Origin of the sequence: Streptomyces sp. NPDC050738, from assembly GCF_040654175.1 — a bacterium.
Lineage (GTDB): Bacteria > Actinomycetota > Actinomycetes > Streptomycetales > Streptomycetaceae > Streptomyces.
Map to the genome: position 1 here is coordinate 262,327 of NZ_JBFAHN010000004.1, position 26,199 is coordinate 288,525.

The following is a 26,199-nucleotide window of genomic DNA, read 5'->3' on the forward strand; positions in this document are numbered from 1 at the left end:
CCGCCTGCGGAGCATGTCGCCATGGCTGAGAACAACCGCAACACGATCGCCGGTTGGGTACCGCAGTACCAGCTCCGGCTGACCACGCCCCGACTGGAACTGCGCGTACCCGACGAGTCCGACCTCCGCGCCCTCGCGGAGCTCGTCGCCGCGCAGGGCATCCACGACCCCGGCACCGTTCCCTTCCAGGGCGGCTGGAGCAGCGCCCCGCAGGAGGTCGTCGCCGGCCGGGTCCTGCAGTACCTCTGGAAGGGACTCGCCCTGACCCGCCCCGACTACTGGAACCTGGGCTTCGCGGTGTTCCTGGACGGCGAGATCGTCGGCGTCCAGGGCCTCCAGGCCCGCAGGTTCGCCCAACTGAAGGAGTGCGCCACCGAGAGCTGGCTCGCCCGCGGCCACCAGGGCCGCGGCATCGGCACCGAGATGCGGGCCGCGGCCCTGCACCTGATCTTCGACGGTCTCGGCGCCGACCACGCGACCTCCGCCGTGTACGAGGACGGAGCCGCGGCCATCGCCATCAACAAGCGCCTCGGATACCAGCCGGACGGCATCGAGATCCAGGAGCGCAAGGGCACCACCGCACAGCTCACCCGCTGGCGCATGACCCGCGCCGAGTGGGATCTGGGCTCGCGCACCGACGAGGTGCACATCCACGGCCTCGAAGCCTGCCGCCGACTGCTCGGCGCCGTACGGGAGTCCGCATGATCTACGAATCGGTGACCGACTGCATCGGCAACACCCCGCTGGTCCGGCTCGGCAGGCTCTTCCCCCAGGAAGGGCTCGACGTCGTCGCCAAGCTGGAGATGCTCAATCCCGGCGGCAGCGTCAAGGACCGCTCCGCCCGCTACATCGTGGAGCGGGGCCTCAGGGACGGCACGATCCACCCCGGCTCCCGGCTCGTGGAGTCGACCTCGGGGAACTTCGGCGTCGCGCTGGCCATGCTCGCGGTCCGCCACGGGCTGCGGTTCACCGCGGTCGTCGACCCCAACGCCTCGCGCACCAACATCCGGATCCTGCGCCAGTACGGCGTGGACATCGAGCTCGTCAGCGAACTCGACCACGCGGGCGGCTACTTGCACAGCCGGATCGCCCGGGTCAAGGACCTGCTGTCCGAGGACCCGGACGCGGTGTGGATCAACCAGTACGCGAACCGGCTCAACGTGGAGACCCATGTCGCCACCACGGCCCGGGAGATCCTCGACGCCTCGCCCGACCCGATCGACGTGCTGGTGGCCGCGGTCTCCACCACCGGCACCCTGCACGGACTGGCCCGCGGTCTGCGCAAGCGCTGGCCCAGGCTGCGGGTGGTCGCGGTGGACGCCGTCGGCTCGGTCATCTTCGGTACGCCGCCGGGCCCCAGGATGCTTCCCGGCGTCGGCTCCAGCCGGGTGCCCGAGCTCTTCACCCCCTCGGAGATCGACCAGGTCGTCCATGTCGACGACGCGGCCGCCATCCGGGGCTGTCACCGGCTGCTGCGCCACGAGGCGATCTTCGCGGGCGGCTCGTCAGGTTCCGTGGTGGCGGCGATCGACGAGATCGCACCGCAACTCCCGCGCCCCTGCCGGGTGGTGACCCTGCTGGCCGACCGCGGCGAGCGCTACCTGGATCTCGTCTACACCGACGAGACGGCCATCGAGAGCGTCGCCACCGGGGGCGCGCTCGTCTAGTACGAGCAGTGCGACCTGCGCGACCAGCGCGGCGGGGGCGGAGTCCGGTGTGCGGACTCCACCCCCGCTCCACCGCTCCTCCACCCACGGGCGAGGGGCGCTCCACCGGCCTCCGCTGAAGTGGAAAGGCCGTCCACCACCCACATCAAGACGGCGAGCACCGCCGACCGAGGGGACCATCACCGTGGATGACGTGCTAGATCTCGCACGGCTCCAGTTCGCGATCACCGCCATCGCGCATTTCCTGTTCGTCGCCCTGACCCTGGGACTGGTCACGTTCGTCGTGGTGATGCAGACCCGCTGGGCGGTGACCGGGAAGGAGGCGTACCGGAAACAGACCCGGTTCTGGGGCCAGCTCTACGTGATCAACTACGCCCTCGGCATCGGCACGGGCCTGGTCATGGAGTTCCAGTTCGGGCTGACCTGGAGCGGCCTCACGCACTTCGTGGGCAATGTGTTCGGTGCCCCGCTCGCGGTCGAGACCCTGGTCGCCTTCTTCGCCGAATCGACCTTCCTGGGCCTGTGGATCTTCGGCTGGAACAGGATGGGCAGGACCCTCCACACCGTACTGCTCTGGCTGGTGGCGCTCACCGCGTACGCGTCGGTGTTCTTCGTCCTCACCGCCAACGGCTTCCTCCAGCACCCCGTCGGCTACAAGATGCGCGACGGCAAGGCGGTGCTGACCAGCTTCGGCGAGCTCCTCTCCAACAGCAACGCCGTTTCGGCCTCGCTGCACATCCTCTCCGCGTCGCTGGTCCTCGGCTCCTTCTTCGTCATCGCCGTCAGCGCCTGGCACCTGCGCCGGCGCACAGGGCACGAGGAGTTCTTCTGGACCTCCATGAAGCTGGCCCTGCCCGTCACCCCGGTGCTCGTCCTGCTCACGGCCTCGCTCGGCGGACTGCAGATCGGCTACTCGGTCAAGCAGACGCCCACCAAGTACGGCACGCGCTCCGACCGGGCGCAGGCCGCGGTCGACCTGTTCACCGCGAAGTTCGGCCCCGACAACTACTTCCCGCCCGGCATCTCGCAGACCGCCGAGTTCGTGATGATCATTCCCGCGCTGTTCATGATGCTGGTCGCGGTCGTCGCGCTCCCCTTCATGATCAAGCGCAATCTGATCCGGCGCAGGATCCTGCTCCGGTTCCTGGGCTACGCGCTCGTCCTTCCGTACATCTCGGTCGTCTCCGGCTGGGTCTTCCGCGAAGTGGGTCGCCAGCCCTGGACGGTGTACGGCGTCCTGAAGACCAAGGACGCGGTCACGCCGGGGCTGACCACCGGCACCGTCCTCACCTCGCTGGCCGTCTTCGGATTCCTCGTCCTCGTGCTCCTGATCGCCGACTGGACGCTCCTGACGAAGTTCGCCCGGCGCGGGCCCGACGCCGCGCAGTTGGGGCGCGAGCCCGGAGCGGACGCCCGCCCCGCCGCCGCACCCGCCGCCCCCGACACGGCCGACGAACTCGCCGACGCCCCGACCTTCTGAGCAACCGAGTACGCAGGGAGCCCTCACCATGTGGCACAACATCTGGTACGCCCTGCTGGGCGTGCTCCTCGCCGGCTATCTGGTCCTCGACGGGATCACGATCGGCACCGGCGTCATCGGCCGCTTCCTGGCCAGGACCGACGCGGACCGGCACACCGTCGCCGCCGCGACGGGCCCCTTCTTCCTCGGCAACGAGGTGTGGCTGGTCGCCGCAGCCGGCATCACCCTGGGCGGCTTCCCCGGCCTGGAGTCCACCGTCTTCAGCGGCATGTACCCACTGATCGTGCTCGCCGTCGCCGCGCTGCTGCTGCGCGAGGCCGCGATGCAGTTCCGCCGCCGGGTGGCCCCCGGCCGCTGGCGCAGGGGATGGGAGGGCGCGGTGCAGCTGGCCTGTCTGGTGCTGGCCGTGACCTGGGGCGCGCTGGGCGGTGCCGTACTGGGTGCGCTGCCCGTGAAGGACGGCCATCTGCCGCTCACCGCAGGGGTGTTGCTGCGCCCCGTACCGCTGCTCTCCGCGCTGACGGCCGTCGCGGTGCTCGCCCTGCACGGGGCGGTGTTCCTGGCCGTACGCACCGAAGGCCCGGTGGCGTCGCGCGCGAAGGAGCTGAGCGCGCGGCTCGCTCCGGTCGCGGCGGGACTCGGGCTGCTGACGGCGGCGGCCGTCGCGCTCGACACCAACTCCCGTGACGGGGTGCTCAATCCGGTCCCGGCCGTGCTCATCACCGTGCTCGCGCTCGCCGCCCTGCTGCTGGCCCCGCGACTTGCCGCGCGGGGCGGCTGGGCGGCCTGGTCCGTGAGCGGGCTCGCCGCGCTGGCGCCGGTCGCGGTGATCGGCGTGGCGCACTTCCCGCAGGCGGTGGTGAGCAGCGTCTCCGGCGCCCAGAACATCTCGGTGGCGCACGCGGCGGCCGACCCCTCCACGCTCAGTGTGGTCGGCCCGGTGGTGCTGCTCGTCTTCCCCGTGCTGCTCGCCTTCCAGGCGATGCAGTGGTGGGCGTTCCGCGCGAAGGCCGACGAGCGCTCACCGGTGTACTTCTGATGGCGGCGCCCGCCGACCCGCCCGCGGCCCCGCCCACCGACCGGGCGATACGCCGGCGGCTGCTGCGCATCGAGCCGTCCGCCCGCCCGGCGGGCGCCCTGGTCCTGCTCGCCGCCGTCCTCGCGGCGGGCGGGGTGGTGGGCCAGGCGCTGGCCCTGGCCGCGCTGCTCACCGACGCCTTCACCGGCACCGGATCCCCGGCCACCCCAGCCCTCTGGCTGGCGGTGGCCGTCGCCGTGCGCGGCGGCGCCGGCTGGCTCCAGGCGATCGCCGCGCAGCACGCGGCGGCGGGCGTGAAACTGCGGCTGCGCACGGACCTCCTGCGGGCAGCCGCACGGAGCGGCCCGTATGCCCAACATGCCCCCCGTACGGGCGAGTTCAGCACGCTCCTCACCCGGGGACTCGACGCCCTGGACCCGTACCTCATCGGCTACCTTCCCCAGCTGCTCCTCGCCGCGCTGGCGCCGGCGGCGGTGGCGGGCGCGATGCTCGCCCACGATCCGCTGAGCGGCGTGGTCCTGCTGGTCACCCTGCCGCTGATCCCGCTCTTCGGCGCCCTGGTGGGGCTCCACACCCGCGACGCGACCGCCCGGCAGTGGGCGGCGCTCTCGCGGCTCGGCGGCCATTTCCACGATGCCCTGCGGGGGTTGACGACCCTGCGGACGTTCGGCCGGGCCGAGGCGCAGGAGGCCCTGGTGGGCGAGGTGGCCGACCGGCACCGCAGGGCGACGCTGCGCACGCTGCGGATCGCGTTCCTCTCGACGCTGGTACTGGACACGGTGGCGACGCTCTCGGTGGCACTGATCGCGGTCCCGGTGGGCCTGCGCCTGCTGAACGGATCGCTGGGCCTGGAGACGGCGCTCGTGGTCCTGCTGCTGGCCCCCGAGGCGTACCTGCCGCTGCGCGCCCTGGGCAACCGCTTCCACGCGGGCACCGAGGGCCTGACCACGGCCCGCGAAGCCTTCGCGCTGCTGGACGCCGGTGCCGGCGCCGGGCCCGGCGCTCAGGGCACGCGCCCTGGCGGCCGTACAGCGCCCGATTCCCGTACGGGTCACCCCGCCATCCGGTTCGACCACGTCACCGTCGCCCTGCCCGGAAGGCCCCAACCCCTCCTGAAAGACGTCTCGTTCACCGTCGGCGCCGGTGAGCGCATCGCGCTCACCGGGCCCAGCGGGGCCGGGAAGTCCACCCTCATCGCCCTGCTGCTCGGGCTGGTCAGGCCCCAGTCGGGGCGGATCCTCATCGACGGCGAGGAGCTCGACGGGCTCGACCCGGAGCTGTGGAGGCGGTCCATCGGGTGGGTGCCCCAGCGGCCGCACCTCTTCGACCGGTCCGTCGCCGACAACATCAGGCTCGGCGACCCCGCCGCCACCGACCGTCAGGTCGAGGCGGCCGCGCGCACCGCCGCCGCCCACGACTTCATCTGCGCGCTGCCGCAGCGCTACGACACCCGCCTCGGTGTCCGCGGCACCGGTCTCTCCGTGGGGCAGCGCCAACGCATCGCCCTGGCGCGGGCGTTCCTGCGCGACGCCCCACTCGTCCTCCTCGACGAACCCACCGCCGGACTCGACCACGAGAGCGAGGCCGCGGTGCTCGCCGCGAGCAGCCTGCTGACCCGGGGCCGCACGGTGCTGGTCGTCGCCCACCGTCCCGCCCTGCTGGCCGACGCCGACCGCAGGTTCGACCTCGACGGCGGAATCCTGCGCGAACTCGCCACCACGAAGAAGGGCGGGACGGCATGAAGGCCCTGCTCCATGTCCTGCGCACCGCAGGCCCGTTGACCCGCCTCGCGCCCGCCGCCCTGCTCGCGGCCACCGCCGAACTCGTCGGGGTCGCGCTGATGACCACGGCCGCCTGGCTCATCGCGCGGGCCGCCGAACACCCCGCCATGGGCACCCTGTCGATCGCCATCGTCGGGGTCCGCGCGCTCGCCGTCACCCGGGGTCTCTTCCGCTACGGGGAACGGCTCGCGGGCCACCACGCCGCGCTGGCCGCCGTCGCGACCCTGCGCCGCCGGGTGTTCGGGGCGCTGGCCCGGCAGTCCCCCCGCCAGGACGCCCGTACGGTACGCGACGCCGACGCCGTCTCGCGCCTGGTCGCCGACGTCGACCTGGTGCAGGACGCCCTGCTGCGGGTCGCCGTCCCCGCGCTCAGCGCACTGCTCGCTTCGGCCGCCGCCCTCCTCTGCGCCACGCTCCTCGCGCCCTCCGCCGCCCTCGTCCTGGCCGGCGGGCTGGCCGCGGGCGGCCTGCTCGTACCCGCCCTGACGGCTCTCGCATCGACCCGTGGAGCCCACCGCAGTGCCGCGCTCCGCGCCGAACTGGCCGTACGGGGCGGCGATCTGCTGGACGGGGCCGCCGACCTCCAGGCCTTCGGGGCGGTGCGTACGGAGACCGCGGCGGCCGAGGACACCGCCCGCAGACTGCGCGCCCACGACCGGGGCGCCGCCCTGCTCGCGGCCGTCGCCGCGGCCGCCCTGACCGTGGTGCAGGGCGTCTGCACCCTCGCCGTCGCACTGGTCTGCGCGCACGCCGTCGCGGACGGGCGGCTCGCCGCCGTATGGGCGGTCGCGCTGCCGCTGCTCGCCCTGGCGTCCTTCGAGGCCCTCGCACCGCTGCCCGCCGCCGCCCAACTGCTCGGCGGCATCGTCCAGGGCGCCCGCAGACTGCAGGCGCTCACGCCGGGCCGGGCGGGCCGATCGGGCCGATCGGGCCGAGCCGGCCGCGAGTCCCTCGCGAGCGGCCGGGGTTTCCATGAAGGTGCAAGGGAAACGGCGCGCGGGAGCGCCGACCGGCTCGTCGGGTCCGACCATGTCGTGCGGGACGTGGCGCCCCACCCGGCCGCACGGATCGCCGGCCGAGACCCGGCCCCCTTGCCCGCGGCGCCCGGTCAATCCCCCCGGCCGGGCGCCGCGTATTCCTCCCCGGCCGTCGCGGCCCATCTCTCCGTACGCCAACTCCACGTCCGCTACCGGGAGTCGGGCCCGGCCGCCCTGTGCGGCGTCGACCTCGAACTCCCGCCCGGCCGCAGGACAGCGGTGATCGGCGCCAGCGGCTCCGGCAAGTCCACCCTGCTCGCGGCGATCGCCCGCCTCGTCGAACCGGAGCGGGGCGAGATCCTGCTCGGCGGCGACCCGCTGCCCACCGTCCCCGAGGCGCAACTGCGCCGTGCCGTCGGCGGAGCCCTCCAGGACGCGCACGTCTTCCACACCACGCTGCGCAACAACCTCCTCCCCGCCCGCCCCGGCGCGGACGACGGTGCACTGGAAGAGGCGCTGCGCCAGGCCGGGCTCCTCGACTGGGTCCGCTCGCTGCCGCGCGGCCTGGACACCTCGGCAGGCCCCGACGGCGGCAGCCTCTCGGGCGGTCAGCGCCAGCGCCTGGTGCTGGCCCGCGCGCTGCTCGCCCGGCCGCCCCTGCTGCTGCTCGACGAGCCGACCGAAGCGCTCGACCCCGCCACCGCCGACGCCGTCCTGGCCGATGTGCTGCGCGCCACCGAAGGGCGTTCGCTGCTGCTCGTCACCCACCGGACGGCCGGCCTGCACGCCCTGGACGAGGTGGTGGTGATGGACGCGGGCCGCATCGTGCGGCGCGGCGCTCCCGCAGCGGTCCTTGAGCCGTACTCGACAGACCCGGGCCAGCCTCTCCTCGTCACCGGATGACCGTACGCACCGTACGAGCCGTACGCACGGAGGAGCCATGGCAGTCCCCGCCCCCGTCCGCCCCGCCCTGCACAAGCCGGCGCCGCCCTCCCCGGAGGCCGGACTGCTCGGCAGGCCACGGTGGTTCAACACGCTCTTCGGCACCGACGTCTGGGAGCGGTTCAGCTTCTACGGGATGACCGCCCTGCTCGTCCTGTACGCCACCGAACCGTCCGCCGACGGCGGCCTCGGTCTCTCCCACGCCGACGCCGCACTGCTCTACGGCCTCTACATGGCGTCGGTCTTCCTGTCGTCCGTCCCCGGAGGCTGGATCGGCGACCGCATCCTGGGACCCCGCAGGGCCGTGCTGTACGGCGGAGTCCTCATCATGTGCGGGCACCTGACGATGGCGCTGCCCCTCGCCACCGCCTGCTACCCGGGCCTGCTGCTCATCGCGCTGGGCACCGGACTCCTCAAGCCCAACATGGCGGGCCTGCTCAGCGGCTTCTACGCACGCACCGACCGCGCCGGCCGCGACGCCGGGTTCTCCATCTTCTATATGAGCGTGCAGGTCAGCGCACTGCTCTCGCCCCTGATCGTCGGGGCGGTCGGCGAGGGCGTCGATTGGCACCTCGGCTTCGCGCTGGCCGCGCTCGGCATGGCGGCGGGGCTGCTCCAATACGTGCGCGGGCAGCGCCACTTCGGCGACATCGGGCGGGCGGCGGAGCGCACCGCGACCCCGGCCCAGCGGCTGCGGGTGCTGCGCCTGACGGGTGTGGCGGCCGGCATCGCCGTGCTCGGCTACGGCGCCGACGCCGTCGCCGGGACCTTCCGTATCGCCCATGTCATGGCGCTCGTCGGGGCGTTGTGCGTACTGACCCCGGTGATCTGCTTCCGCCGGCTGCTGCGCGAGCCGCTGCTGACGGCCGCCGAGCGGACCCGGGTGCGGACCTACATCTGGATCTTCCTCGCCTCCGCGGTGTTCTGGGCGCTGTTCCTCCAGGGCGGCTCCGTCTTCGCGCTCTTCGCGAAGGAGTCCACCGACCGGGACGTCCTGGGGCACACCGTCCCGGCCAGCTGGTTCCAGGCGGCGGTCCCGCTCTTCGTCCTGCTGACCGCGCCGTTCTTCGCCCGGCTGTGGCGGCGCGGCGGCGACCGCATCCCGACCGTCGTCAAGTACGCGATAGGAATGGGCTGTACGGGCACTGCCTACCTGGTGATGTCGCTGGCCGCGCTCGCCGCCTCGGGCGGCACCAGGGTCTCGCCGCTCTGGCTGGTCCTGGCGTTCCTGCTGCTCGGCGCGGGCGAGGTGTCCTTCGCCCCGGTCGGGATGAGCGCCACCACGGCGCTCGCCCCGGCGACGTACACCAATCAGATGGTGGCGCTGTTCTGGCTGGCGGGTGCGCTCGGCGGCGGGGTGGGCGGCAACGCCCTGAAGGTGTCGGGCGACCAGGTGCCGGGCCCCGGCTACTTCCTCGCGCTCGGAGTTGCCGCGCTCGCCGTGGCGGCCGCCCTCGTCCTGGCCCGCAACCCGCTGACGTCCAGGCTCACTTCAGGGGGCGCGTGAGGGTGTAGACGGTCCGCAGGACCACCGCGGCGGAGAGCACCAGCAGGTGGTAGCCGATCAGCGGGTAGAGCCCCAGGTCCGGGGTGACGCTCGGCCCGTCCTCGATCCCCACCAGCTGCACCCCGGCCGCCCCGAAGAAGATCCCCAGGAAGGTCAGCAGGACCCGGTTGAGCAGCTCGCCGACGAACCGCCGGTCGCGGGGGTCGGCGAGCAGCCGTACGTTCATCCCCAGCCTGCCGTCCTCCAGCGCACCGCCGAGCCGGTCGATCCTGCGCGGCAGCCTGCGCAACACCGGCAGCAGGGTGAGGAGTTCGCCGCGCGCCGTGTCCCCGGCGGTCCCGGGCTCCAGCTGCCGGGAGAGGCGCGAGGAGGCGTACGTACGCGAGGCGGCCAGCATGTCGAAGTCCGCCGAGAGGCGGGTGAGCGTCCCCTCCAGGGTCCCCAACGCCCGGAAGACCGCGGCCAGTTCCGGCGGTATGGACAGCCGGAAGTCGGCGACCAGCCGGAAGAGGCTGTTGAACATCTCGATCCCTGGCGCCGACCCGTGGCCCAGATGGCGTGCGCTGAACTGCCCCAGCGCGCGCTGCAGCCGCTGCTCGTCGACCTCCTCGGGCCGGTCGGTCAGCTCCAGGAGCGCATCGCGCAGCGCCGACGCGTCCCCGCGCTCCACGGCCAGGAACAGCCCGGCCATCGCGTCCCGCAGCCCGCTGTCGAGACGGCCCACGGAGCCGAAGTCCAGCAGGGCGGGGCTGCCGTCGGGCAGCACCAGGATGTTCCCCGGGTGCGGATCGGCGTGGAAGACGCCGTCGTACATGATCTGGTCGAGCAGCGAGTGGAGCAGGGTGCCCGCCAGTTCGGCCGCCTGCGGTCCCGACGGGCGGGCCCGGCCCAGGGGTACGCCGTCGATGCGGCTCATCACGAGCACCCGCTCGCCGCTCAGGGCCGCGTACGGCTCGGGGAAGACGACGCCGCGGTCCCCGCGGGCGGCGGCCGCATGGCGTACGGCCGTCATGTTGCGCACCTCCACCCGGAAGTCCAGCTCCTCGCGCAGGGCGGCGGCGAACCCCCTGGCCAGTGCGGTGAGCCCGAGCGACTGCCCCCAGTCAGTGCGGCTCTGCACGGTGGCGGCGAGCCGCTCCACGATGTCCAGGTCCCGTTCGACGGCGGCCCTGATGCCGGGCCGCTGCACCTTGACGATGACCTCCGTGCCGTCGCACAGCACCGCCGCGTGCACCTGCGCGACGGACGCGGCGGCCAGCGCGGTCCGGTCGACCTCCTTGAAGACCAGGTCGAGGGGGCCGCCCGCGCACTCCCGCAGCACGGCCTCCACCTCGTCCCAGGGGGCGGGCGGCACCTGGTCCTGGAGGCGGCTCAGCTCCTCGACGTACGCCTCGGGGAAGATGTCGCGCCGGGTGGACATCAACTGCCCCAGCTTCACGAAGGTGGTGCCGCCCGCCTGCAGCGCCTGGCGCAGCTCCGTGGGGCCGCCGCCCCGGCCGCGGCCGCGCAGATAGGGGCCGAGCCCGTGGCGGCCGGCGATCCGCACGATCTGGGTGTATCTGCGGGCCCGTGCGAGCCTGCGGCGCACCGCCCCGAACCACTGGAGCGGACGGGGACCGCCCGAGGGGAGCAGCAGGTCGAGGACGACCAGCGCCACCATGGCGACCAGCAGCCCCACACCGATCATGACGGAGAGCAGCATCGGCCCGCGCTGCGGATTCTGCAGCTGCGGGCCGATGAGCGAGCCGGACACGGCGATCCCGGTGAAGCCCGCCGCCACGACCCGCAGCAGCCCGGCGTCCATCCCCAGCAGCCGCCGCCCCAGCACCGCGGGCAGCACGATCACGACAAAGGCCCCGACAGCCGCGCCCAAGGTCCACATGCGGACGAGGCTACTCAACAGGGGCGTTGAGCAGGGGAGTTGTCGAGTCCGCCGCGAGCGGCCTTCGAGCCGTGCTCAAGCCGCGGTCAGCTGCTCCGGCATCGGGGCCGCGTGCGTGACGATCAGGCCGGAGACCGCGCGCGTGAGCGCGACGTACAGGCGGCGCAGGCCCGTGCGCTCGTCGGGCTCGCCCGACACCACCGACGCGGGCTCGTCGAGGACCACGTAGTCGTACTCCAGGCCCTTGGCCAGGGACGCGGGGACGAGCGTCAGGCGGGATTCGGCCGTCGTCTCCTCGCCGGGGTTCAGATACGCCAGGCCGGCGGCCGTCAGGGCCTCGGCGAGCGCGGGGATACGGGCGTCCGCCGCGATCAGGCCGGTCGAGCCCTCGTGGCGGAGCGAGTCGTGGCAGGCGGTCACCGCGGCCGCGTCGAGGTCCTGCGTCGTACGGATGTCGAGCGAGCCCGGGTTCTCGCGTACGGAGGAGACCGCCGCCAGGCCCGGTGACATGTGGGGGAGCAGCCGGGACGCGTACGCGATGACCTCGCGCGGCACGCGGAAACCTGCCGTCAGCTCCTCGATGTGCGCCCCCGGCTTGCCCAGGTGGCCCAGCGCTTCGGCCCAACTCCCCGTCGCCCAGGGGGTGGTGCCCTGCGCGAGGTCCCCGAGGATGGTGGCGGATCCGGTGGTGCAGCGGCGGCCGACGGCGCGGTACTGCATGGGGGAGAGGTCCTGCGCCTCGTCGAGCACGACATGGCCGAGCGAGTGCGTACGGGCGATCAGGTCGCTCGCCTCGTCGATGAGCACGGCGTCGGCCAGGGACCACTTGGCGGCCTTCACCGAGCGGGCGGCCTTGGGCATCAGGATCGTCTTCTGCTCCTCGGGGGAGAGGATGCCGGCGGCGTGCTCGGCGAGGAAGTCCGCGTCGTTGAGCAGCCGCAGGACGAGCTTTGCCGGGTCGACGGCCGGCCAGGAGGCCTTGACCGCCGCCTTCACGGCGGTGTTGCGGGCGACCGCGTCCTGGACCCGGTCGTCGGGGGCCTCGCCGGCCTGCTCCATCCGCACCAGGACCGCGTGCGCGATGCGCTGGGGGAGTGCGTCGTGGGCGGCGCCGTAGCGGATGTCGCGGGCGAGCAACTCGCTCACGATCTCCTCGAGTTCGTACGCCGGAATGCGCCAGCGGCGCGATCCGCGCACCACCATCACGGGCTCGGTGGGGACGGTGACGTGCGAGCGCAGCGCGCGGCGCAGCACCTCCGCCATCCGGGCGTCGCCCTTGATGACGGCGGCATCGGCGGGGTCGGTGGAGCGGATCTCGACGTCCTTGGCGACCAGGTCGTCGACGGTCGCCTGCTTGACCTCCAACTCACCCAGGGCCGGGAGGACTTGCTCGATGTAGTGGAGGAAGGACTTGTTGGGCCCGATGACGAGCGTGCCGGTGCGGGCGAGGCGGTCGCGGTGGGCGTAGAGGAGATACGCGACCCGGTGCAGGCCGACGGCGGTCTTCCCGGTGCCGGGGCCGCCCTGCACGCAGACGCTGCCGCCGAGGTCGGCACGGACGATCTCGTCCTGCTCGGGCTGGATCGTCGCGACGATGTCGCGCATCGGCCCGACGCGCGGCCGTTCGATCTCGGCCTGGAGCAACTTGCTGGTCTGCGCGGCCTCTTGGGGGTCGGTGAGGTGTTCGTCCTCGTACGCCGTGAGCTCGCCGCCCGTGTAGCCGAAGCGGCGGCGGAGCGCGATGTCGAGGGGGTCCTTGGCGGAGGCCCGGTAGAAGGGCTGCGAGACGGGTGCGCGCCAGTCGATGACCATGGGGTCGCCGTCGGCGTCGTGGACGTGCCGCCGCCCGATGTAGAAGCGCTCGCCCTCGGCGCCCTCGGCCTTGTCGGCGCCCGGGGCGTGGAGGTAGTCGAGCCGGCCGAAGAAGAGCGGGGTGTGGGAGAGATCGGCGAGCGCCTTGATCCGGTCCTCGATCTGGCGCTCCAGGACGGCGGCGTTGACCCAGTTCGCGGTGACATCGCGGATGTCGAGCGACTGGACGTCCTCGCGCATGGCGCGTAGTGCGGAGCGGGAGGAGGTGAGGTGGGTGCGCTCGCGGGCGAGCGGGTCGGTCTCTTCTGGGGCGTGCGAGGGCACTGCGGAGCCTCCGGGCGGGTGCGACGGTGATCACGGCATGGCTGCCAGCCGGTTTTTGCCGGTTGGCGCACGCTCCCGAGGGGGCGGCGGGGGAAGGGGGAGATTCTAGCCACCGGTGGGTGGCGGGGCCAACGGTTTATGGGCGCGGCGCGGGGGCCCTGTTCCCGTACATCTCCTAGGGGATGGTCTGCACCCTGAGACGGACATGGTGCGACCGCAGGTTACGACCGTAGAGCGATGTGCCGGGAATGCCCGAAACGGATGATGGACGCATGACCACAGCGACCCTCACCCCAGTCCCCCGCCAGTCCGTCGGCGCCACCGCCGCCGGAGCCACCGCCGTCTCCGCCGAGCCGCGCCCCTCCCGCCCCGTCGGCAACGCGCTGCGCGCCGTCAAGGTCTTCGCCTCCGCCGTCGTCAGCGTCGTCATCCTCGGGGAGTACAGCAACTGATCCACTAGAGTCACGGTCCGTGCACCGTCGCTCACTTGTCGTGTCCGGACTGTCGTTCGCCGCATTCGCCGCGCTCTGCGCCGGCCTGCGCATCCCCATGGCCGACGCTCTCGTCTACCGTGCCGAAGGTGCCGCCGTCGCCTCGGGCGCGGATCTGTACGGATTCACCGTCACCCGGTGGCAACTGCCCGCCACCTACCCGCCGTTCGCCGCGATCCTCTTCGTGCCGCTGAGCTGGCTTCCCGTCGCGGGCCTGAAAGCCACCTTCCTGGCAGGGAACACCGTCCTGCTCGCCGTGCTCGTGCGACTGTCGTGCCGGTTCGCGGGCATCGCCGTACGGACCGGGACGCTCCTCGCCGTCACCGCCGCCGCGCTCTGGCTCGAACCCGTCTTCCAGACGCTTGTGTTCGGGCAGATCAACCTGCTGATCGCCTGCCTGGTCCTCTGGGACCTGACCCGGCCCGACGGCGCCCCGGGCAAGGGAATCGCCCTCGGTGTCGCCGCCGGGATCAAGCTCACCCCCGCCGTCTTCCTCCTCTTCCTGCTCCTCACCGGCCGCGTGCGCGCCGCGGCGACCGCCCTGGCCGCCTGCGCCGGGACCGTGCTGCTCGGCGCGCTCGTCCTGCCCTCCGCCAGCCTGGACTTCTGGACGCGGCGGATCTTCGAGACGGGCCGGGTCGGCAAGGCGTGGATCGTCGACAACCAGTCGCTGCAGGGCCTGGTGGCGCGCGCACTCCACACCCCCGAACCGGGCCCCGCCTGGGCCGCGCTCGCCGTGCTGGCCGGTGGCGCGGGGCTCTGGGCGGCGCGACGGGTCCCGTACCGGTGGGGTGTCCTCGTCACCGCCGTCACCGCGCTGCTCGTCTCGCCGATCAGCTGGTCGCACCACTGGGTGTGGTGCGTGCCGCTGATCGCCGTGCTCGTCGCGGAGGGCCGGGTGCGGGTCGCGTGGGCGGTGGCCTGCGTCTTCACCGCGCGGACGCTGTGGCTCGTACCGCACCAGGGGGATCTCGACCTTCAACTGCCGTGGTGGCAGCAGCCGTTGGCGTCGCCCTACCCGCTGCTCGGTCTGGTGCTCGTGGGGTGCGCGGCTGAGTACGCGCGCGGGCGCGGGATGAGTACCCGTACCGAAGAGCCGGAGCGGGTCCCGGCTACGCCGGGTCGGCAGGTCGGAGGGCGCTCATGCTGTCGAAGAGCTCGATGAAGATGATCACGGCGACCTCTGCGACCACGTCGTACTCGGCGAGGATGCCATCGGTGACGATCGCCTTGCGCAGGGTCCCCGAGGCGTTCATCGCGCGTGACTGCTCGTGGAACGGGTCGGCGGCAAGAAGTTCCACGCCTTCGAGGAGGTAGCGCTTGCGGTCGCCCTCGATTGAGTCGCGGATACGGGCGGCCTCTTCGGTCCACTGCACGCGGTAGATGTGTTGGGGCTGCACGGTGCGCTCCTTGCCCTGGGGTGGATCTCCCAGCGTACCGACTGGGCGCACCGCACCGCTGCCCCCCGGGTTACTCCCCCGCCAGCAGCTCGTCCGCGTCGACGATCCGGTACGCGTACCCCTGCTCGGCCAGGAACCGCTGGCGGTGCGCCGCGAAGTCCTGGTCGATCGTGTCGCGCGCGACCACCGAGTAGAACCGCGCCTCGTGCCCGTCCGCCTTCGGACGCAGCACGCGGCCAAGACGCTGCGCCTCCTCCTGGCGCGAGCCGAACGTTCCCGACACCTGGATCGCGACCGTCGCCTCGGGGAGGTCGATCGAGAAGTTCGCCACCTTCGAGACGACCAGCACGCTGATCTCGCCCTGCCGGAACGCCTCGAAGAGCTTCTCGCGCACCGCGTTGGTCGTCTCGCCCTTGATGACCGGGGCGTCCAAGTGCTCGCCCAGCTCGTCGAGCTGGTCGATGTACTGGCCGATGACCAGCGTCTGCTCGCCCTTGTGCTTGGCAACCAGCGCCTCCGTCACCTTGCGCTTGGTGGCCGTCGTGGCGCAGTAGCGGTACTTCTCCTCCGGTTCCGCCGTCGCGTACGCGAGCCGCTCGTGGTCCGTGAGGTTGACCCGGACCTCCACGCAGTCCGCGGGCGCGATGTAGCCCTGCGCCTCGATCTCCTTCCACGGGGCGTCGAAGCGCTTGGGGCCGATCAGCGAGAAGACGTCCGACTCGCGGCCGTCCTCGCGTACGAGCGTCGCCGTCAGGCCGAGGCGGCGCCGCGCCTGCAGGTCCGCCGTGAACTTGAAGACCGGGGCGGGGAGCAGGTGCACCTCGTCGTAGATCACCAGGCCCCAGTCGCGGGAGTCGAAGAGCTCCAGGTGCGGATAGACGCCCTTACGGCGGGTGGTCAGGACCTGGTAGGTCGCGATCGTGACCGGGCGGATCTCCTTGCGCGTACCGCTGTACTCGCCGATCTCCTCCTCCGTCAGCGAGGTGCGCTTCACCAGCTCGTGCTTCCACTGGCGGGCCGAGACGGTGTTGGTGACGAGGATCAGCGTCGTCGCCTTCGCCTCCGCCATCGCACCCGCTCCGACCAGCGTCTTCCCGGCCCCGCAGGGCAGCACGATGACGCCCGAGCCGCCGTGCCAGAAGCCCTCGACGGCCTGCTTCTGGTATGGGCGGAGCGACCAGCTGGTCTCGTCGAGCTCGATGGGGTGCGCCTCCCCGTCGACGTACCCGGCGAGGTCCTCGGCCGGCCAGCCCAGCTTCAGCAGCGTCTGCTTGATCTGCCCGCGCTCGGAGGGGTGCACCGCGACCGTGTCCGGGTCGAGGCGCTCGCCCACCAGCGGGGCGACCTTCTTCGAGCGGAGGATCTCCTCCAGGATCGGGCGGTCGGTCGTGGTGAGGACCAGGCCGTGCACCGGGTGCTTGGAGAGGGTGAGGCGGCCGTATCGGTCCATCGTCTCGGCCACGTCGACGAGGAGCGCGTGCGGTACGGGGTAGCGCGAGTACTCGACCAGCGCGTCCACCACCTGCTCGGCGTCGTGTCCGGCCGCACGGGCGTTCCACAGGCCCAGCGGCGTCAGCCGGTAGGTGTGGATGTGCTCGGGGGCGCGCTCCAGCTCGGCGAACGGCGCGATCGCACGACGGCAGGCGTCGGCCTGGTCGTGGTCCACCTCCAGGAGGAGGGTCTTGTCCGACTGGACAATGAGTGGCCCATTCACGCGGTGCCCCTTCCGTACGGTCAAACCTCCAGTGTGCCGTACCGTGCCGCCATGCCGGGACGTAGCCGCCTGCGCCGGGGCCGTCTGGCCGGGCTGTGACGGGGTAGACGCGTCCCCATGGCGACCAAGGAAGTGGAAGCACGGCCCCGGCTGCAGCGGCGGACCTGGGGATCGGTGGCGGCACGGGTGCTCGTGCTGCTGGTGGGGTTCGTGTTCATGGTGGGGTTCGCGGTGGCGCTGGCGAAGATCACCTTGGAGCCCTCGAAGGCGTCCGTGGACCTCACGCACACGAATCTGCACCCCGGCGACTCGATCCGGATGTACCTGGACCAGCCCGCCTTCCGGGACACGCTCAAGCAGATCGGCGGGAATCTGCTGCTCGGGGTGCCTTTCGGGGTGCTGCTGCCGGTGCTCGTGCCCAAGGCGCGCGGGCTGCTGCGGGTGGCGGTCGTGACGGCGCTGGTGATGCTCTGCGTCGAGACCGCGCAGGGGCTGCTGGTCGAGGGGCGCGCCTTCGACATCGACGACGTCATCCTCAACACCGTTGGTGCACTGGTGGGTTACCTGCTCCTCGGGCGCAGGCTGGGCCGGGCGCTGCATCCGCGGCGCAGGCACTGGTGGCAGCGGAGCGAGGCGCCGGCCGCCAGGACGACGAGGACCAAGCCCAAGCCCAAGTCCGGGGCCAAGCCCAGCGCCACGTCCAAGTTCAGGCCCAGGTCCAAGCCTGCGGCCACGTCCAAGTCCAAGTCCAAGTCCAAGAACGCGGGATCGATCACCTCTGCCGCCCGGGCCAGGGCGGCCGCCCTCAAGGTCAGGCTGGGTCGTCGGCCAGCTCGGCAACGCCCGTGATGCGGTGCAGCGGATACGTACGGACCTCGTCGGCCGTGTGGTCGTACGCGGTGACGTACCCGCCCTCGACCCTGACCGGTGCGATGACCCGCTGGCTGGCGGCCCCGTCGGCGTTGACGTAACCGATCCACAGCGCGGAGCCGGTCATCGCGGCGGCCTGCACCGTGGCCAGCGTCTCGGCTGAGCTGCTGCGGGGCAGGTCGCCCTGCTCGTGCTGCGGCACCGGCTTGTGGGCCACGGTGGCGGCGGTGTCGCCCGCGCGCAGCGCCCGCAGCGCGGCCTGGAGCAGGACGGCGTCGGGGACCGGCGGGCCCTCGGGGACGGGGGCGGGCGCGGTGCGCGGCGGGGTGCGGTACGCGTCGGCGCGGGTGATCAGGACGTCGCCGTCGGCGGACTCGGCGGCGGGCGCGAAGCCGATGGAGCGCAGCGTGTCGAGGAGCGTCGCGGGGTCGGCCTGGGCGGCGAGGACCGTGGGGGCCAGGCGGCGCAGCCGCAGGGGCTGGGAGCGCTTGTCGGCGAGGATCTCGTTCAGCACGGACTCGTCGTCGCAGCGTACGTAGGACGAGGCGGCGCCCACCCGGAGATGTCCGTGCTTGCGGGCCACGTCGTCGATGAGATAGCTGAGCGGCTGCGGTACGGGCGTACGGGAGTGCGCGGCGAGGAAGGCGTGCAGGTCGGAGGCGGCCTGCCCGGCGTCCAGGGCGCGGCGGATCGAACCCGGGGTGAAGCGGTAGACGGTGGCGCCGCCCTTGGACTCGATGTCGGCGGCGACATTGAGGAGCTCCGCGAGGGGCCGCTCCAGCGGGCCGGGCGCGACGGCGGTGAGGTCGGCCTGGAGCAGCACATGGTCGAGGGGCTCGGGGATGAGCGGGGCGAGCGCCCGGGCTGCGAGAGCGCGGGCGGCGGCGAGCTCGGCGGCGCTGGGGGCGGGCGCGGGGCCGGCCTCCGTGGAGGGGGTGCCGCCCAGCAGCGCCCGGCCGTGCGCCGACAGCGCGCCCCGGCCCGTCACGCCCAGCAACTCGGCCTCGTTCAGCGTCCATTGGGCGATGCGCGAGCGGAGGTCGGAGATCGCCGTGGCGCCCAGGCTGCCCTGCACGCGCCGCACCGGGCGCTCCCAGCGGAGGCGGGTCAGGAGGGATTCCGCGTCGGGGGCGGTGCCTTCGGGGAGCCCGGCGATCAGGGTGAGGACCCGGCGGCGTACCTCGGGGGCCGACGAGCGGTCGAGCTCCGGGCCCAGCGGGGACAGTGCGCGGCCCTTGGCATCCTGGCCGCCGATCAGCCCCGAGGTGCGGGTGGCGGTGAGCCAGGCCAGCGCGAGGTGGGACCAGCGGTCCGCGGGCGGGAGTTCGGCCCAGTCGTCGTACGCGGGCGTCGCGCCGAAACGCTCGTCCGCCTCCCCGTCGGTGGCCAACAGGCCTGCCGTGTAAGAGAGTTCGAGCCAGAAGCAGGCGAGCTGCTCGGTGCAGTCCAGGGCGGCCGCGGTGCGCTTGAGGTCGCGGACGCTGAGGCCGCCGGCGCGCAGGACGTTGGGGCCGCCCTCGTTCCAGTCCTTGAGGAGTTCCTCGACGGTGGACAGCGCGGTGAAGGACTGGCCGGCCGCCGTGGAATCCACAGCCTGTGGACCGTACTCGCGGGCCGCGGCGACCTCCGGCGGCAGCGGCTGGGGCGTGCGGTGGGCGCGCCCACCGCGCAGATGCAGGGCCGCCTCCCTCGGCAGTACGACGGTGCGCGCACTGGCGGGCAGCAGCAGCCCCCGGTCGCGCAGCCAGCGCACGGGCGGGGTCGCCGTGGCGGCGACCTCACCGTAAGGAGGCCCCCACACGAGGCGGTCCAGTACCGACAGCGCCTCCGGCGGAGCCGAGTCGAGCAGCTCCGACATCCGGGTCCGGTCCGTGAAGAGCGAGGTCAGCGCCGTGACCGCCGACACCGAGTCATGGGTCGCGGGCAGTCCTGCGGCGAGCAGGATCTCCTGGACGCGCCCCGGCGACATCCCCGCCGTCGCCTCCGCCACGGTCGGGCCGAGGCCGGTCGGGGAGTGCTGCGTGGGGGAGGGGACGAGGAGTTCACGGGCGGTGCGCACCAGGCGCAGCCGGTCGCCCTCGCCCCAGATCAGGGCCTGTTCGCGCAGCGTGGCCACGGCGCCGGGGAGCTCGGCCTCGATGACGGGGTCGCCCTCGTCACCGGCGATCAACGCGAGGAGGGTCTCGTACGGGGCGGGGTCGGGCGCGACGGCGAGGGCCTCCGCGGTCTGCAGCGCGAACCGGTCCAGATGCTCCAGCGCCCGTACGACCGAGGCGCGGGTCGCGGCCCGGGTCGCCAGCTGTGTCACGTCGTTGGGGACGGGCGTCAGCAGATCGGGGCGGGCGCGCAGCAGCGCTGCCATCGACGTGTCGTCGCGGGCGCGCAGCGCCTCGGCGAGGGTACGCGGTGGCGTCGTACTGCCGTTTCCACTCGACACGTGCGCCTCCTGATTGCGCTCGCCGGTCCCCATCCGCCCCACGTTAGCGGCTCGGGAAGCGCTACCGTCGATGCAGACGGTGGCGAAGGGGTGCGGACGCGTGGGGATCGAGAGCGATCAGCTCGTCTACGACTATCTGAGCAAGGTCGGAGACCTGGCGCAGCAGCGGCAGTTGCCGTCGGGCGAGCGCATGCGGCTGGTGTCGTCGCTGCGCAACGAAATCGACCGGCAGCGCGGGAAGTTCGAGAGCGAGTCGCCCGCGACGGTCCGGCGGATCCTGGGCCGGCTCGGCACCCCCGATGAACAGGTCGCGGCGGCGACGGGCGGTTTCGGCGGAGCGGAGCCCGCCTCCGTACGGCAGGAACCGCGCCCGCGCCGGATCCCGCGCCCCCGCCGCACGGAGAAGCAGCCGCCGCCGCAAGAGGCGGAGCAGGCGCCCGCCGCCTCCCCGCCGCACCTGGCGGGCACGGACGAACTGGGCCCGTCCGGCAGCGAACCGGACTGGTGGCGCATCGAGACGGCCCCCTTCGGAGGGGCAGGCGACGAGGTCCACGGCTTCGTCGGCGGGGTGGAGATCCCCGAGATACTGCGGCCGCCGCGCAAGGCGAAGCAGCCGCTGGACGAGGCCGAGGAGGCCGAGGAAGAGGACGCCGAGGCGGAGGAGGACGAGGACGGGGACGAGTACACGGAGGCCGAAGAGCCCCCGCGCCGCCGCCTCCTGAGAAGGCGCGCACGCGCCCTCCGCTCCCGGTCCACCCCGCTGGCGAACCCCTTGCTCCTGCTGGCCGCGGCGCTCCTGGTGGCGGGCGCGGTCTTCGGCTGGCTGCTGGCCCTGGGCGCGGGCTGGCTCCTCGCGTACAGCTCGCGCCGCCTCACCCCGTCGGAGGCGAAATGGGCGGCGCTCGGGCTGCCCGGACTGGTCGCCGTGGGCGGGCTGACCTGGCTGTGGGGCCGTACGGACGGCCGCTGGGGCACGCCGATTCCGCCGCACGGGATGGGGGCGGCGATCACGGAGCTGTGGCCGGTGCTGATCCGCGTGGCGGCGGTGGTGTCGGCGCTGTATCTGGTCTGGCGAGCGCGCCGGGGCCTGCGCTGAGCAGCCCCCGCCCTGGGGCTCCGCCCCAGACCCCGCTGCTCAATCGCCGCAGGGGCTTGATTTTGCTGATCTCGGATTGCGCGTGCAGGCGCAGCAAAATCCTGCTGAGTGATCCCCCTGCACCATCAAGCCGGTGTCGGCAAAATCCAGCCCGTCCGGCGATTGAGGACATGCGGCCGCAGGTCGCATACGGGGGCGCAGGGGGCGAAGCCCCCGCTTACCGGGGGCCGGGGCCCGGGGTCTGGGGCGCAGCCCCAGTTTCGGGAAGGGGCGGGGTGGGGGGTCAGGACCCCGCCGCCCACGGCGCCCCCGGCACGACCAGCGGCGACCCCGTCACCGGGTCAGGAACCACCACCGCCTCCAGCCCGAAGACATCCCGCACGAGCTCCGCCGTCACGACCTCCTTCGGATGCCCCTCCGCCACCACCCGCCCCGCCTTCATCGCCACCAGATGATCCGCATACCGCGCCGCCTGGTTCAGATCGTGCAGGACGGCGACGACCGTCCGCCCCCGCTCATGGTTCAACTGCCGTACCAGATCCAGCACTTCCACCTGGTGCGAGATGTCCAGAAACGTCGTCGGCTCATCCAGCAGCAGCAGATCCGTCTCCTGAGCCAGCGCCATCGCGATCCACACCCGCTGCCGCTGCCCGCCCGACAGTTCGTCCACCGACCGCGAGGCCAGCTCCGCCACATCGGTCCGCTCCATGGCGTCGGTGACGGCCCGCTCATCCGCCTCCGACCACTGCTGCCACCAGCTCTGGTGCGGCTGGCGCCCCCGCGCGACCAGGTCGGCGACCGTGATCGCCTCCGGTGCGACGGGCGACTGCGGAAGCAGCCCGATGGTCTGCGCGATCTTCTTCGTCGGTATACGGGCCAGCTCGACCCCGTCGAGCAGCACCGCCCCGCCCCGCGGCTTCAGCAACCGCCCGAGCGCCCTCAGCGTCGTCGACTTCCCACAGGCATTGGGCCCGACGATGACGGTCACCCGCCCGTCCGGGACGGCCAGTTCGAGATCCTCGACGACCACCCGGTCGTCGTAGGCGAGCGTCAGCTCACGCGCGGCCAGCCGACTCGTGCTCATGCCTTGCCTCCATCAGAATCAGAACCAGATCCAGAACCAGAACCAGAAGCCCGCCCCCGCACGATCAGCCAGATCAGATACGGAGCCCCCACCGCCGCCGTCAACACACCCACCGGCAGCTCGGTCGGCGAGAACAGCCGCCGCGCCAGCAGATCCCCGAAGACCACGATGAACGCGCCCATCAGCGCCGAGCACAGCAGCGGAATCTGCGCGGTCCGCGTCATCCGCCGCGCGATCTGCGGCGCGAGCAGCGCGACGAAGTCCACAGGACCGGCCGTCCCCGTGGCGACCGACGCCAGCACGACCCCCACCACCACGAGCCCCAGCCGCACCCGCCCCAGCCGCACCCCCAGCGCGACAGCCGTGTCATCGCCCATGCCGACGGTCCGCTGGGCCCGGGCGGCCCACAGCACGGCGGGCACCAGGGCGAGCAGCACCCACCCGAGCACGCTCGCCTCGTCCCAGCCGCGCCCGTTGAGCGACCCGGTCATCCAGATCTGCGCCTGCTGGGCGACGAGATAGTCGCCCTTCGTCAGGAACAACTGCGTCACGGACCGCAGAGCGATCGCGAACCCGATCCCGATCAGCACGAACCGCGTCGCATGCAGCCCCCCGCGCCAGGCGAAGACATACACCAGCCCGGCCGCGACGATCCCGCCCACGACCGACAGGTACGGCAGCACGCTGTACGACGTGACCCCGAACGTCATCGCCCCCACGGTCACCGCACTCGCGCCCTGGCTGATCCCGATGATGTCGGGCGAGGCCAGCGGGTTCCTGGCGACGGTCTGGATCAGCGCCCCGGCGACCCCGAAGGCGGCGCCCACCAGCAGCCCGACCACCATCCGCGGCAGCCGCAGCGTCCCCACGACCAGCTCGTCGGGCGAGGACTGCCCGAGCAGTACCCGCACCACCTCGCCCGGCGCGACAAAGCTCTCGCCGACGCAGAGGTACGCCACACACGTCACGGCCAGCAGCACAGCGAGCGCACCCGCGACCACAGCCGCCCGCCGGTGCACCAGAAAGGCCCCGCGCCCGACCCGCAGCACCGCATACCCCGCAGGGCGCACAGCGGTAGAAGCCCCGCTCATGCCGGCACCGCCTTCCGCCGCACCAGCGTCACCAGGAACGGCACCCCGATCAGCGCCGTCATCACCCCGGCAGGAACCTCGCTCGGCGGGAACACGATCCGCCCCACGGTGTCCGCGACCAGCAGCATCACGGGCCCGATCAGCGCCGCCATCGGCAGCACCCACCGGTGGTCGCTGCCCACCACGGCCCGCGCGATATGCGGCACGGCGAGCCCGATGAAGGCGATGGGCCCGGCGGCCGCGACCCCCGCCCCCACCAGCACCGTCGCCCCGATCCCGCCCACGATCCGTACGACCGCCACGTTCTGCCCGAGCCCCGTGGCCACGTCCTCGCCCAGCGCCAAGGCATCCAACCCCCGCGCCACGGACAGCACCAGCACCGCGCCCACCAGCAGGAACGGCCAGATCTGCCCGACGATCTCGGAGTCACGCCCGCCCAGCGACCCGATCTGCCAGAACCGGAACTCGTCCAGTGCGGAGGCCTTCGTCGTCAGTACGCCCTGGGTCACCGACACCAGCAGCGCGTTGATCGCGGCCCCGCCCAGCGCAAGCTTCACCGGGGTCGCACCGCCCCGCCCGCGCGAGGCGATCGCGTACACCGCCACCGAAGCGAGCGCGGCCCCGGAGAAGGCGAACCACACGTACCCGCTCAGCGTGTGCACCCCCGCGAAGGCGATGGCCAGCACCACCCCCACCGAGGCGCCCTGGCTGATCCCCAGGATCCCCGGGTCCGCGATCGGATTGCGGGTGATGCCCTGGAGCACGGTCCCGGCCAGCGCGAGCGAGGCGCCCACCATCAGCCCGATCAGCGTCCGCGGCACCCGCATCTGCCGTACGACCTCGGCCGCATCGCTGTGCCCGCCGTGCAGCAGGGCGTCGATCACCGTGGCGGGCGCGATGGTCCTGGCCCCGACCGCGAGGCTGAAGAGGACCGCGAGCAGCAGCGCCACGACGGCTGTGCCCGTCCAGACGATGCGGCGGCGGGCCACAGGTATCGGCATGACGTCCATCTCAAGGGGGTTGGTAAGGCTGCACTAAGTCTAAGCAGGCGCACAGGAGAGGATGGAGCCATGCCTCTCTCCGCATCGCCCGCCACGCTGACCGTCGGCTTCGACCTCGACATGACCCTGATCGACTCGCGCCCCGGCATCCACGCCGCCTACCGCGCGTTCTCCGAGCACACCGGCACCTACATCGACGCCGATCTGGCGGTCAGCCGCCTCGGCCCGCCGCTCACGCAGGAGCTCGCCGAGTGGTTCCCCGCCGACCAGGTCGAGGCCATGGCGGACCTGTACCGCGAGAGGTATCCCACATTCGCGATCGAGGGCACGCTCGCGATGCCCGGCGCCCGCGAGGCGGTGGAGGCCGTCCAGCGCCACGGCGGCCGCGCGATCGTCGTCACGGCCAAGTACGAGCCGAACGCCAAGCTCCACCTCGACCACCTCCACATCAACGCCGACGCACTGATCGGCAACCTGTGGGCCGAGCAGAAGGCGGAGGCGCTGCGCGAGCACGGCGCGAGCGTGTACGTCGGCGACCACACCGGCGACGTACGCGGCGCACACACGGCGGGCGCCCTGGCGGTCGCCGTCCCGACGGGCCCGATCGGCGCGGACGAGCTGCGCGCGGCCGGCGCGGAGGTCGTCCTCGCCGACCTGACCGAGTTCCCGGCCTGGCTCGACGGCTACGTGGCTTCGCGCGCCTGACGCCGCTGATACGCGACCGACCGCAGCACCCCGGCAGCGGCGACGACGAACCCGACGCCCATCAGCATGCACACCGCGTACGCGACCGGAGGGAACGGATCGGTCCCGAGGAACAGTGGTGCCACGGTGACCAGGGTGGCGACGGCCCCGATGAAGAAGATGATCGCCCCGGCCTGAACCAGCCGGTCACCGGCACGGACCTCGGAGGGATTGGTTTCGGTACTCACCCGGTCAGGGTAGTTCCCTGCCCGCAGGACCAATAATGTGGACGAGGCGGGTCGGCCGATGCGACCCGCTGCAGTGCTATCCAGAGCCGTTTTTCTACGAGTACGAGGACGAGGACAGACGTGCCTACCGGCAAGGTCAAATGGTTCAACAGCGAGAAGGGCTTCGGCTTCCTCTCCCGCGACGACGGCGGCGACGTCTTCGTCCATTCCTCCGTGCTCCCCTCCGGCGTCGAAGCCCTCAAGCCCGGCCAGCGCGTGGAGTTCGGGGTGGTCGCAGGCCAGCGCGGTGACCAGGCGCTTTCGGTGACGATCCTCGACCCGACGCCCTCCGTGGCAGCAGCGCAGCGCCGCAAGCCGGACGAACTTGCCTCCATCGTCCAGGACTTGACGACGCTCCTGGAGAACATCACGCCGACGCTGGAGCGCGGGCGCTACCCCGAGAAGGCCTCCGGCGCGAAGATCGCGGGCCTGCTGAGGGCGGTAGCGGACCAGCTCGACGTGTAGTTCATCTCGCCGGCCCGTCACTTCCGAGTGGGCCGGGGCAGGGTGTGTACCCTGCCCCGGCCCACTTTGCGTAGCCATGTCAACAACACTCCGCTACAGTCGCGCCGTGATCCTTCTGGTGAGCCGACGGCACGTAGACCTCGGCCGAGTCACCACCACGAGCTGTCG

The 26,199-nt window shown here is 72.6% G+C and carries 21 protein-coding genes and 1 pseudogene; 13 read left to right on the forward strand and 9 right to left on the reverse strand.

From position 1 onward, the window contains the following. Window positions 1-21 precede the first annotated feature (21 nt). The 7 genes from AB0H78_RS12940 (at window position 22) to AB0H78_RS12970 (ending at window position 9,393) form a co-directional block, all read left to right on the forward strand. Entirely contained in the window at window positions 22-705 is a 684-nt protein-coding gene (locus tag AB0H78_RS12940; RefSeq protein WP_363234396.1) for a GNAT family protein, read from the forward strand. Then, a complete protein-coding gene (sbnA, locus tag AB0H78_RS12945) occupies window positions 702-1,667 on the forward strand; it encodes a 2,3-diaminopropionate biosynthesis protein SbnA (RefSeq protein WP_363234397.1) in 966 nt (321 codons plus the stop codon). Before AB0H78_RS12940 ends, sbnA begins: the two co-directional genes overlap by 4 nt. Window positions 1,668-1,851: 184 nt before the next feature. Beyond that, entirely contained in the window at window positions 1,852-3,147 is a 1,296-nt protein-coding gene (locus AB0H78_RS12950) for a cytochrome ubiquinol oxidase subunit I (protein ID WP_363234398.1), read from the forward strand. 28 nt (window positions 3,148-3,175) lie between these two features. Further along, entirely contained in the window at window positions 3,176-4,186 is a 1,011-nt protein-coding gene (cydB, locus tag AB0H78_RS12955) for a cytochrome d ubiquinol oxidase subunit II (RefSeq protein ID WP_363234399.1), read from the forward strand. Next, the gene (cydD, locus tag AB0H78_RS12960; protein WP_363234400.1) at window positions 4,186-5,928 is read left to right on the forward strand and encodes a thiol reductant ABC exporter subunit CydD; all 1,743 of its coding nucleotides are present in this window, start codon (window positions 4,186-4,188) and stop codon (window positions 5,926-5,928) included. Before cydB ends, cydD begins: the two co-directional genes overlap by 1 nt. Further along, a complete protein-coding gene (locus AB0H78_RS12965) occupies window positions 5,925-7,847 on the forward strand; it encodes an ATP-binding cassette domain-containing protein (RefSeq protein ID WP_363234401.1) in 1,923 nt (640 codons plus the stop codon). Before cydD ends, AB0H78_RS12965 begins: the two co-directional genes overlap by 4 nt. A gap of 37 nt (window positions 7,848-7,884) precedes the next feature. Continuing rightward, on the forward strand, window positions 7,885-9,393 hold the full coding sequence (locus AB0H78_RS12970) for a peptide MFS transporter (RefSeq protein ID WP_363234402.1): 1,509 nt from the start codon (window positions 7,885-7,887) through the stop codon (window positions 9,391-9,393). Here AB0H78_RS12970 and AB0H78_RS12975 read toward each other — a convergent pair. Both AB0H78_RS12975 and AB0H78_RS12980 read right to left on the reverse strand, forming a co-directional pair. After that, window positions 9,374-11,275 (reverse strand): AarF/UbiB family protein, encoded by a 1,902-nt coding sequence (locus AB0H78_RS12975; protein WP_363234403.1) that lies wholly within the window; start codon window positions 11,273-11,275, stop codon window positions 9,374-9,376. The genes AB0H78_RS12970 and AB0H78_RS12975 overlap by 20 nt on opposite strands. A 75-nt stretch (window positions 11,276-11,350) precedes the next feature. Then, on the reverse strand, window positions 11,351-13,411 hold the full coding sequence (locus AB0H78_RS12980) for an ATP-binding domain-containing protein (protein WP_363234404.1): 2,061 nt from the start codon (window positions 13,409-13,411) through the stop codon (window positions 11,351-11,353). Window positions 13,412-13,683: 272 nt separating this feature from the next. Here AB0H78_RS12980 and AB0H78_RS12985 point away from each other — a divergent pair, with 272 nt between their 5' ends. Together AB0H78_RS12985 and AB0H78_RS12990 are read left to right on the forward strand one after the other, a co-directional pair. Beyond that, complete coding sequence (locus tag AB0H78_RS12985) at window positions 13,684-13,863, forward strand: hypothetical protein (protein ID WP_363234405.1); 180 nt, start codon at window positions 13,684-13,686, stop codon at window positions 13,861-13,863. Between the two features lie 97 nt (window positions 13,864-13,960). Next, a complete protein-coding gene (locus AB0H78_RS12990) occupies window positions 13,961-15,067 on the forward strand; it encodes a glycosyltransferase 87 family protein (RefSeq protein ID WP_363234667.1) in 1,107 nt (368 codons plus the stop codon). Here the strand turns inward: AB0H78_RS12990 and AB0H78_RS12995 are convergent. Beyond that, window positions 15,015-15,302 (reverse strand): hypothetical protein, encoded by a 288-nt coding sequence (locus tag AB0H78_RS12995; protein ID WP_363234406.1) that lies wholly within the window; start codon window positions 15,300-15,302, stop codon window positions 15,015-15,017. The two genes, AB0H78_RS12990 and AB0H78_RS12995, sit on opposite strands and share 53 nt — an antisense overlap. Window positions 15,303-15,372: 70 nt before the next feature. Further along, complete coding sequence (locus tag AB0H78_RS13000; protein WP_363234407.1) at window positions 15,373-17,016, reverse strand: DNA repair helicase XPB; 1,644 nt, start codon at window positions 17,014-17,016, stop codon at window positions 15,373-15,375. A gap of 117 nt (window positions 17,017-17,133) precedes the next feature. On the opposite strand from AB0H78_RS13000, the pseudogene AB0H78_RS13005 reads away from it, so the two are divergent. Beyond that, a pseudogene (locus AB0H78_RS13005) lies at window positions 17,134-17,625 on the forward strand (VanZ family protein); the annotation flags it as partial. A gap of 202 nt (window positions 17,626-17,827) precedes the next feature. Here the strand turns inward: AB0H78_RS13005 and AB0H78_RS13010 are convergent. Further along, a complete protein-coding gene (locus AB0H78_RS13010) occupies window positions 17,828-20,356 on the reverse strand; it encodes a helicase-associated domain-containing protein (protein WP_363234408.1) in 2,529 nt (842 codons plus the stop codon). 67 nt (window positions 20,357-20,423) lie between these two features. Here AB0H78_RS13010 and AB0H78_RS13015 point away from each other — a divergent pair, with 67 nt between their 5' ends. Continuing rightward, window positions 20,424-21,419 (forward strand): hypothetical protein, encoded by a 996-nt coding sequence (locus tag AB0H78_RS13015; RefSeq protein ID WP_363234409.1) that lies wholly within the window; start codon window positions 20,424-20,426, stop codon window positions 21,417-21,419. A gap of 283 nt (window positions 21,420-21,702) precedes the next feature. Here the strand turns inward: AB0H78_RS13015 and AB0H78_RS13020 are convergent, their stop codons facing one another. Genes AB0H78_RS13020 through AB0H78_RS13030 form a run of 3 tightly spaced genes read right to left on the reverse strand, consistent with a single transcriptional unit; the run spans window position 21,703 to window position 24,595 of the window. After that, entirely contained in the window at window positions 21,703-22,503 is an 801-nt protein-coding gene (locus AB0H78_RS13020) for an ABC transporter ATP-binding protein (protein WP_363234410.1), read from the reverse strand. After that, on the reverse strand, window positions 22,500-23,594 hold the full coding sequence (locus AB0H78_RS13025) for an iron ABC transporter permease (RefSeq protein ID WP_363234411.1): 1,095 nt from the start codon (window positions 23,592-23,594) through the stop codon (window positions 22,500-22,502). Before AB0H78_RS13025 ends, AB0H78_RS13020 begins: the two co-directional genes overlap by 4 nt. Further along, complete coding sequence (locus AB0H78_RS13030) at window positions 23,591-24,595, reverse strand: iron ABC transporter permease (RefSeq protein ID WP_363234412.1); 1,005 nt, start codon at window positions 24,593-24,595, stop codon at window positions 23,591-23,593. Before AB0H78_RS13030 ends, AB0H78_RS13025 begins: the two co-directional genes overlap by 4 nt. A 69-nt stretch (window positions 24,596-24,664) precedes the next feature. Between AB0H78_RS13030 and AB0H78_RS13035 the strand changes: the two genes are divergently transcribed. Then, window positions 24,665-25,300, forward strand: coding sequence for a haloacid dehalogenase-like hydrolase (locus tag AB0H78_RS13035; RefSeq protein ID WP_363234413.1), 636 nt, complete (start codon window positions 24,665-24,667; stop codon window positions 25,298-25,300). Here AB0H78_RS13035 and AB0H78_RS13040 read toward each other — a convergent pair. Next, window positions 25,279-25,527, reverse strand: coding sequence for a hypothetical protein (locus AB0H78_RS13040; protein WP_363234414.1), 249 nt, complete (start codon window positions 25,525-25,527; stop codon window positions 25,279-25,281). The genes AB0H78_RS13035 and AB0H78_RS13040 overlap by 22 nt on opposite strands. Before the next feature lie 120 nt (window positions 25,528-25,647). On the opposite strand from AB0H78_RS13040, the gene AB0H78_RS13045 reads away from it, so the two are divergent. Continuing rightward, the gene (locus tag AB0H78_RS13045) at window positions 25,648-26,031 is read left to right on the forward strand and encodes a cold-shock protein (protein WP_363234415.1); all 384 of its coding nucleotides are present in this window, start codon (window positions 25,648-25,650) and stop codon (window positions 26,029-26,031) included. The last annotated feature ends 168 nt before the right edge of the window (window positions 26,032-26,199 follow it).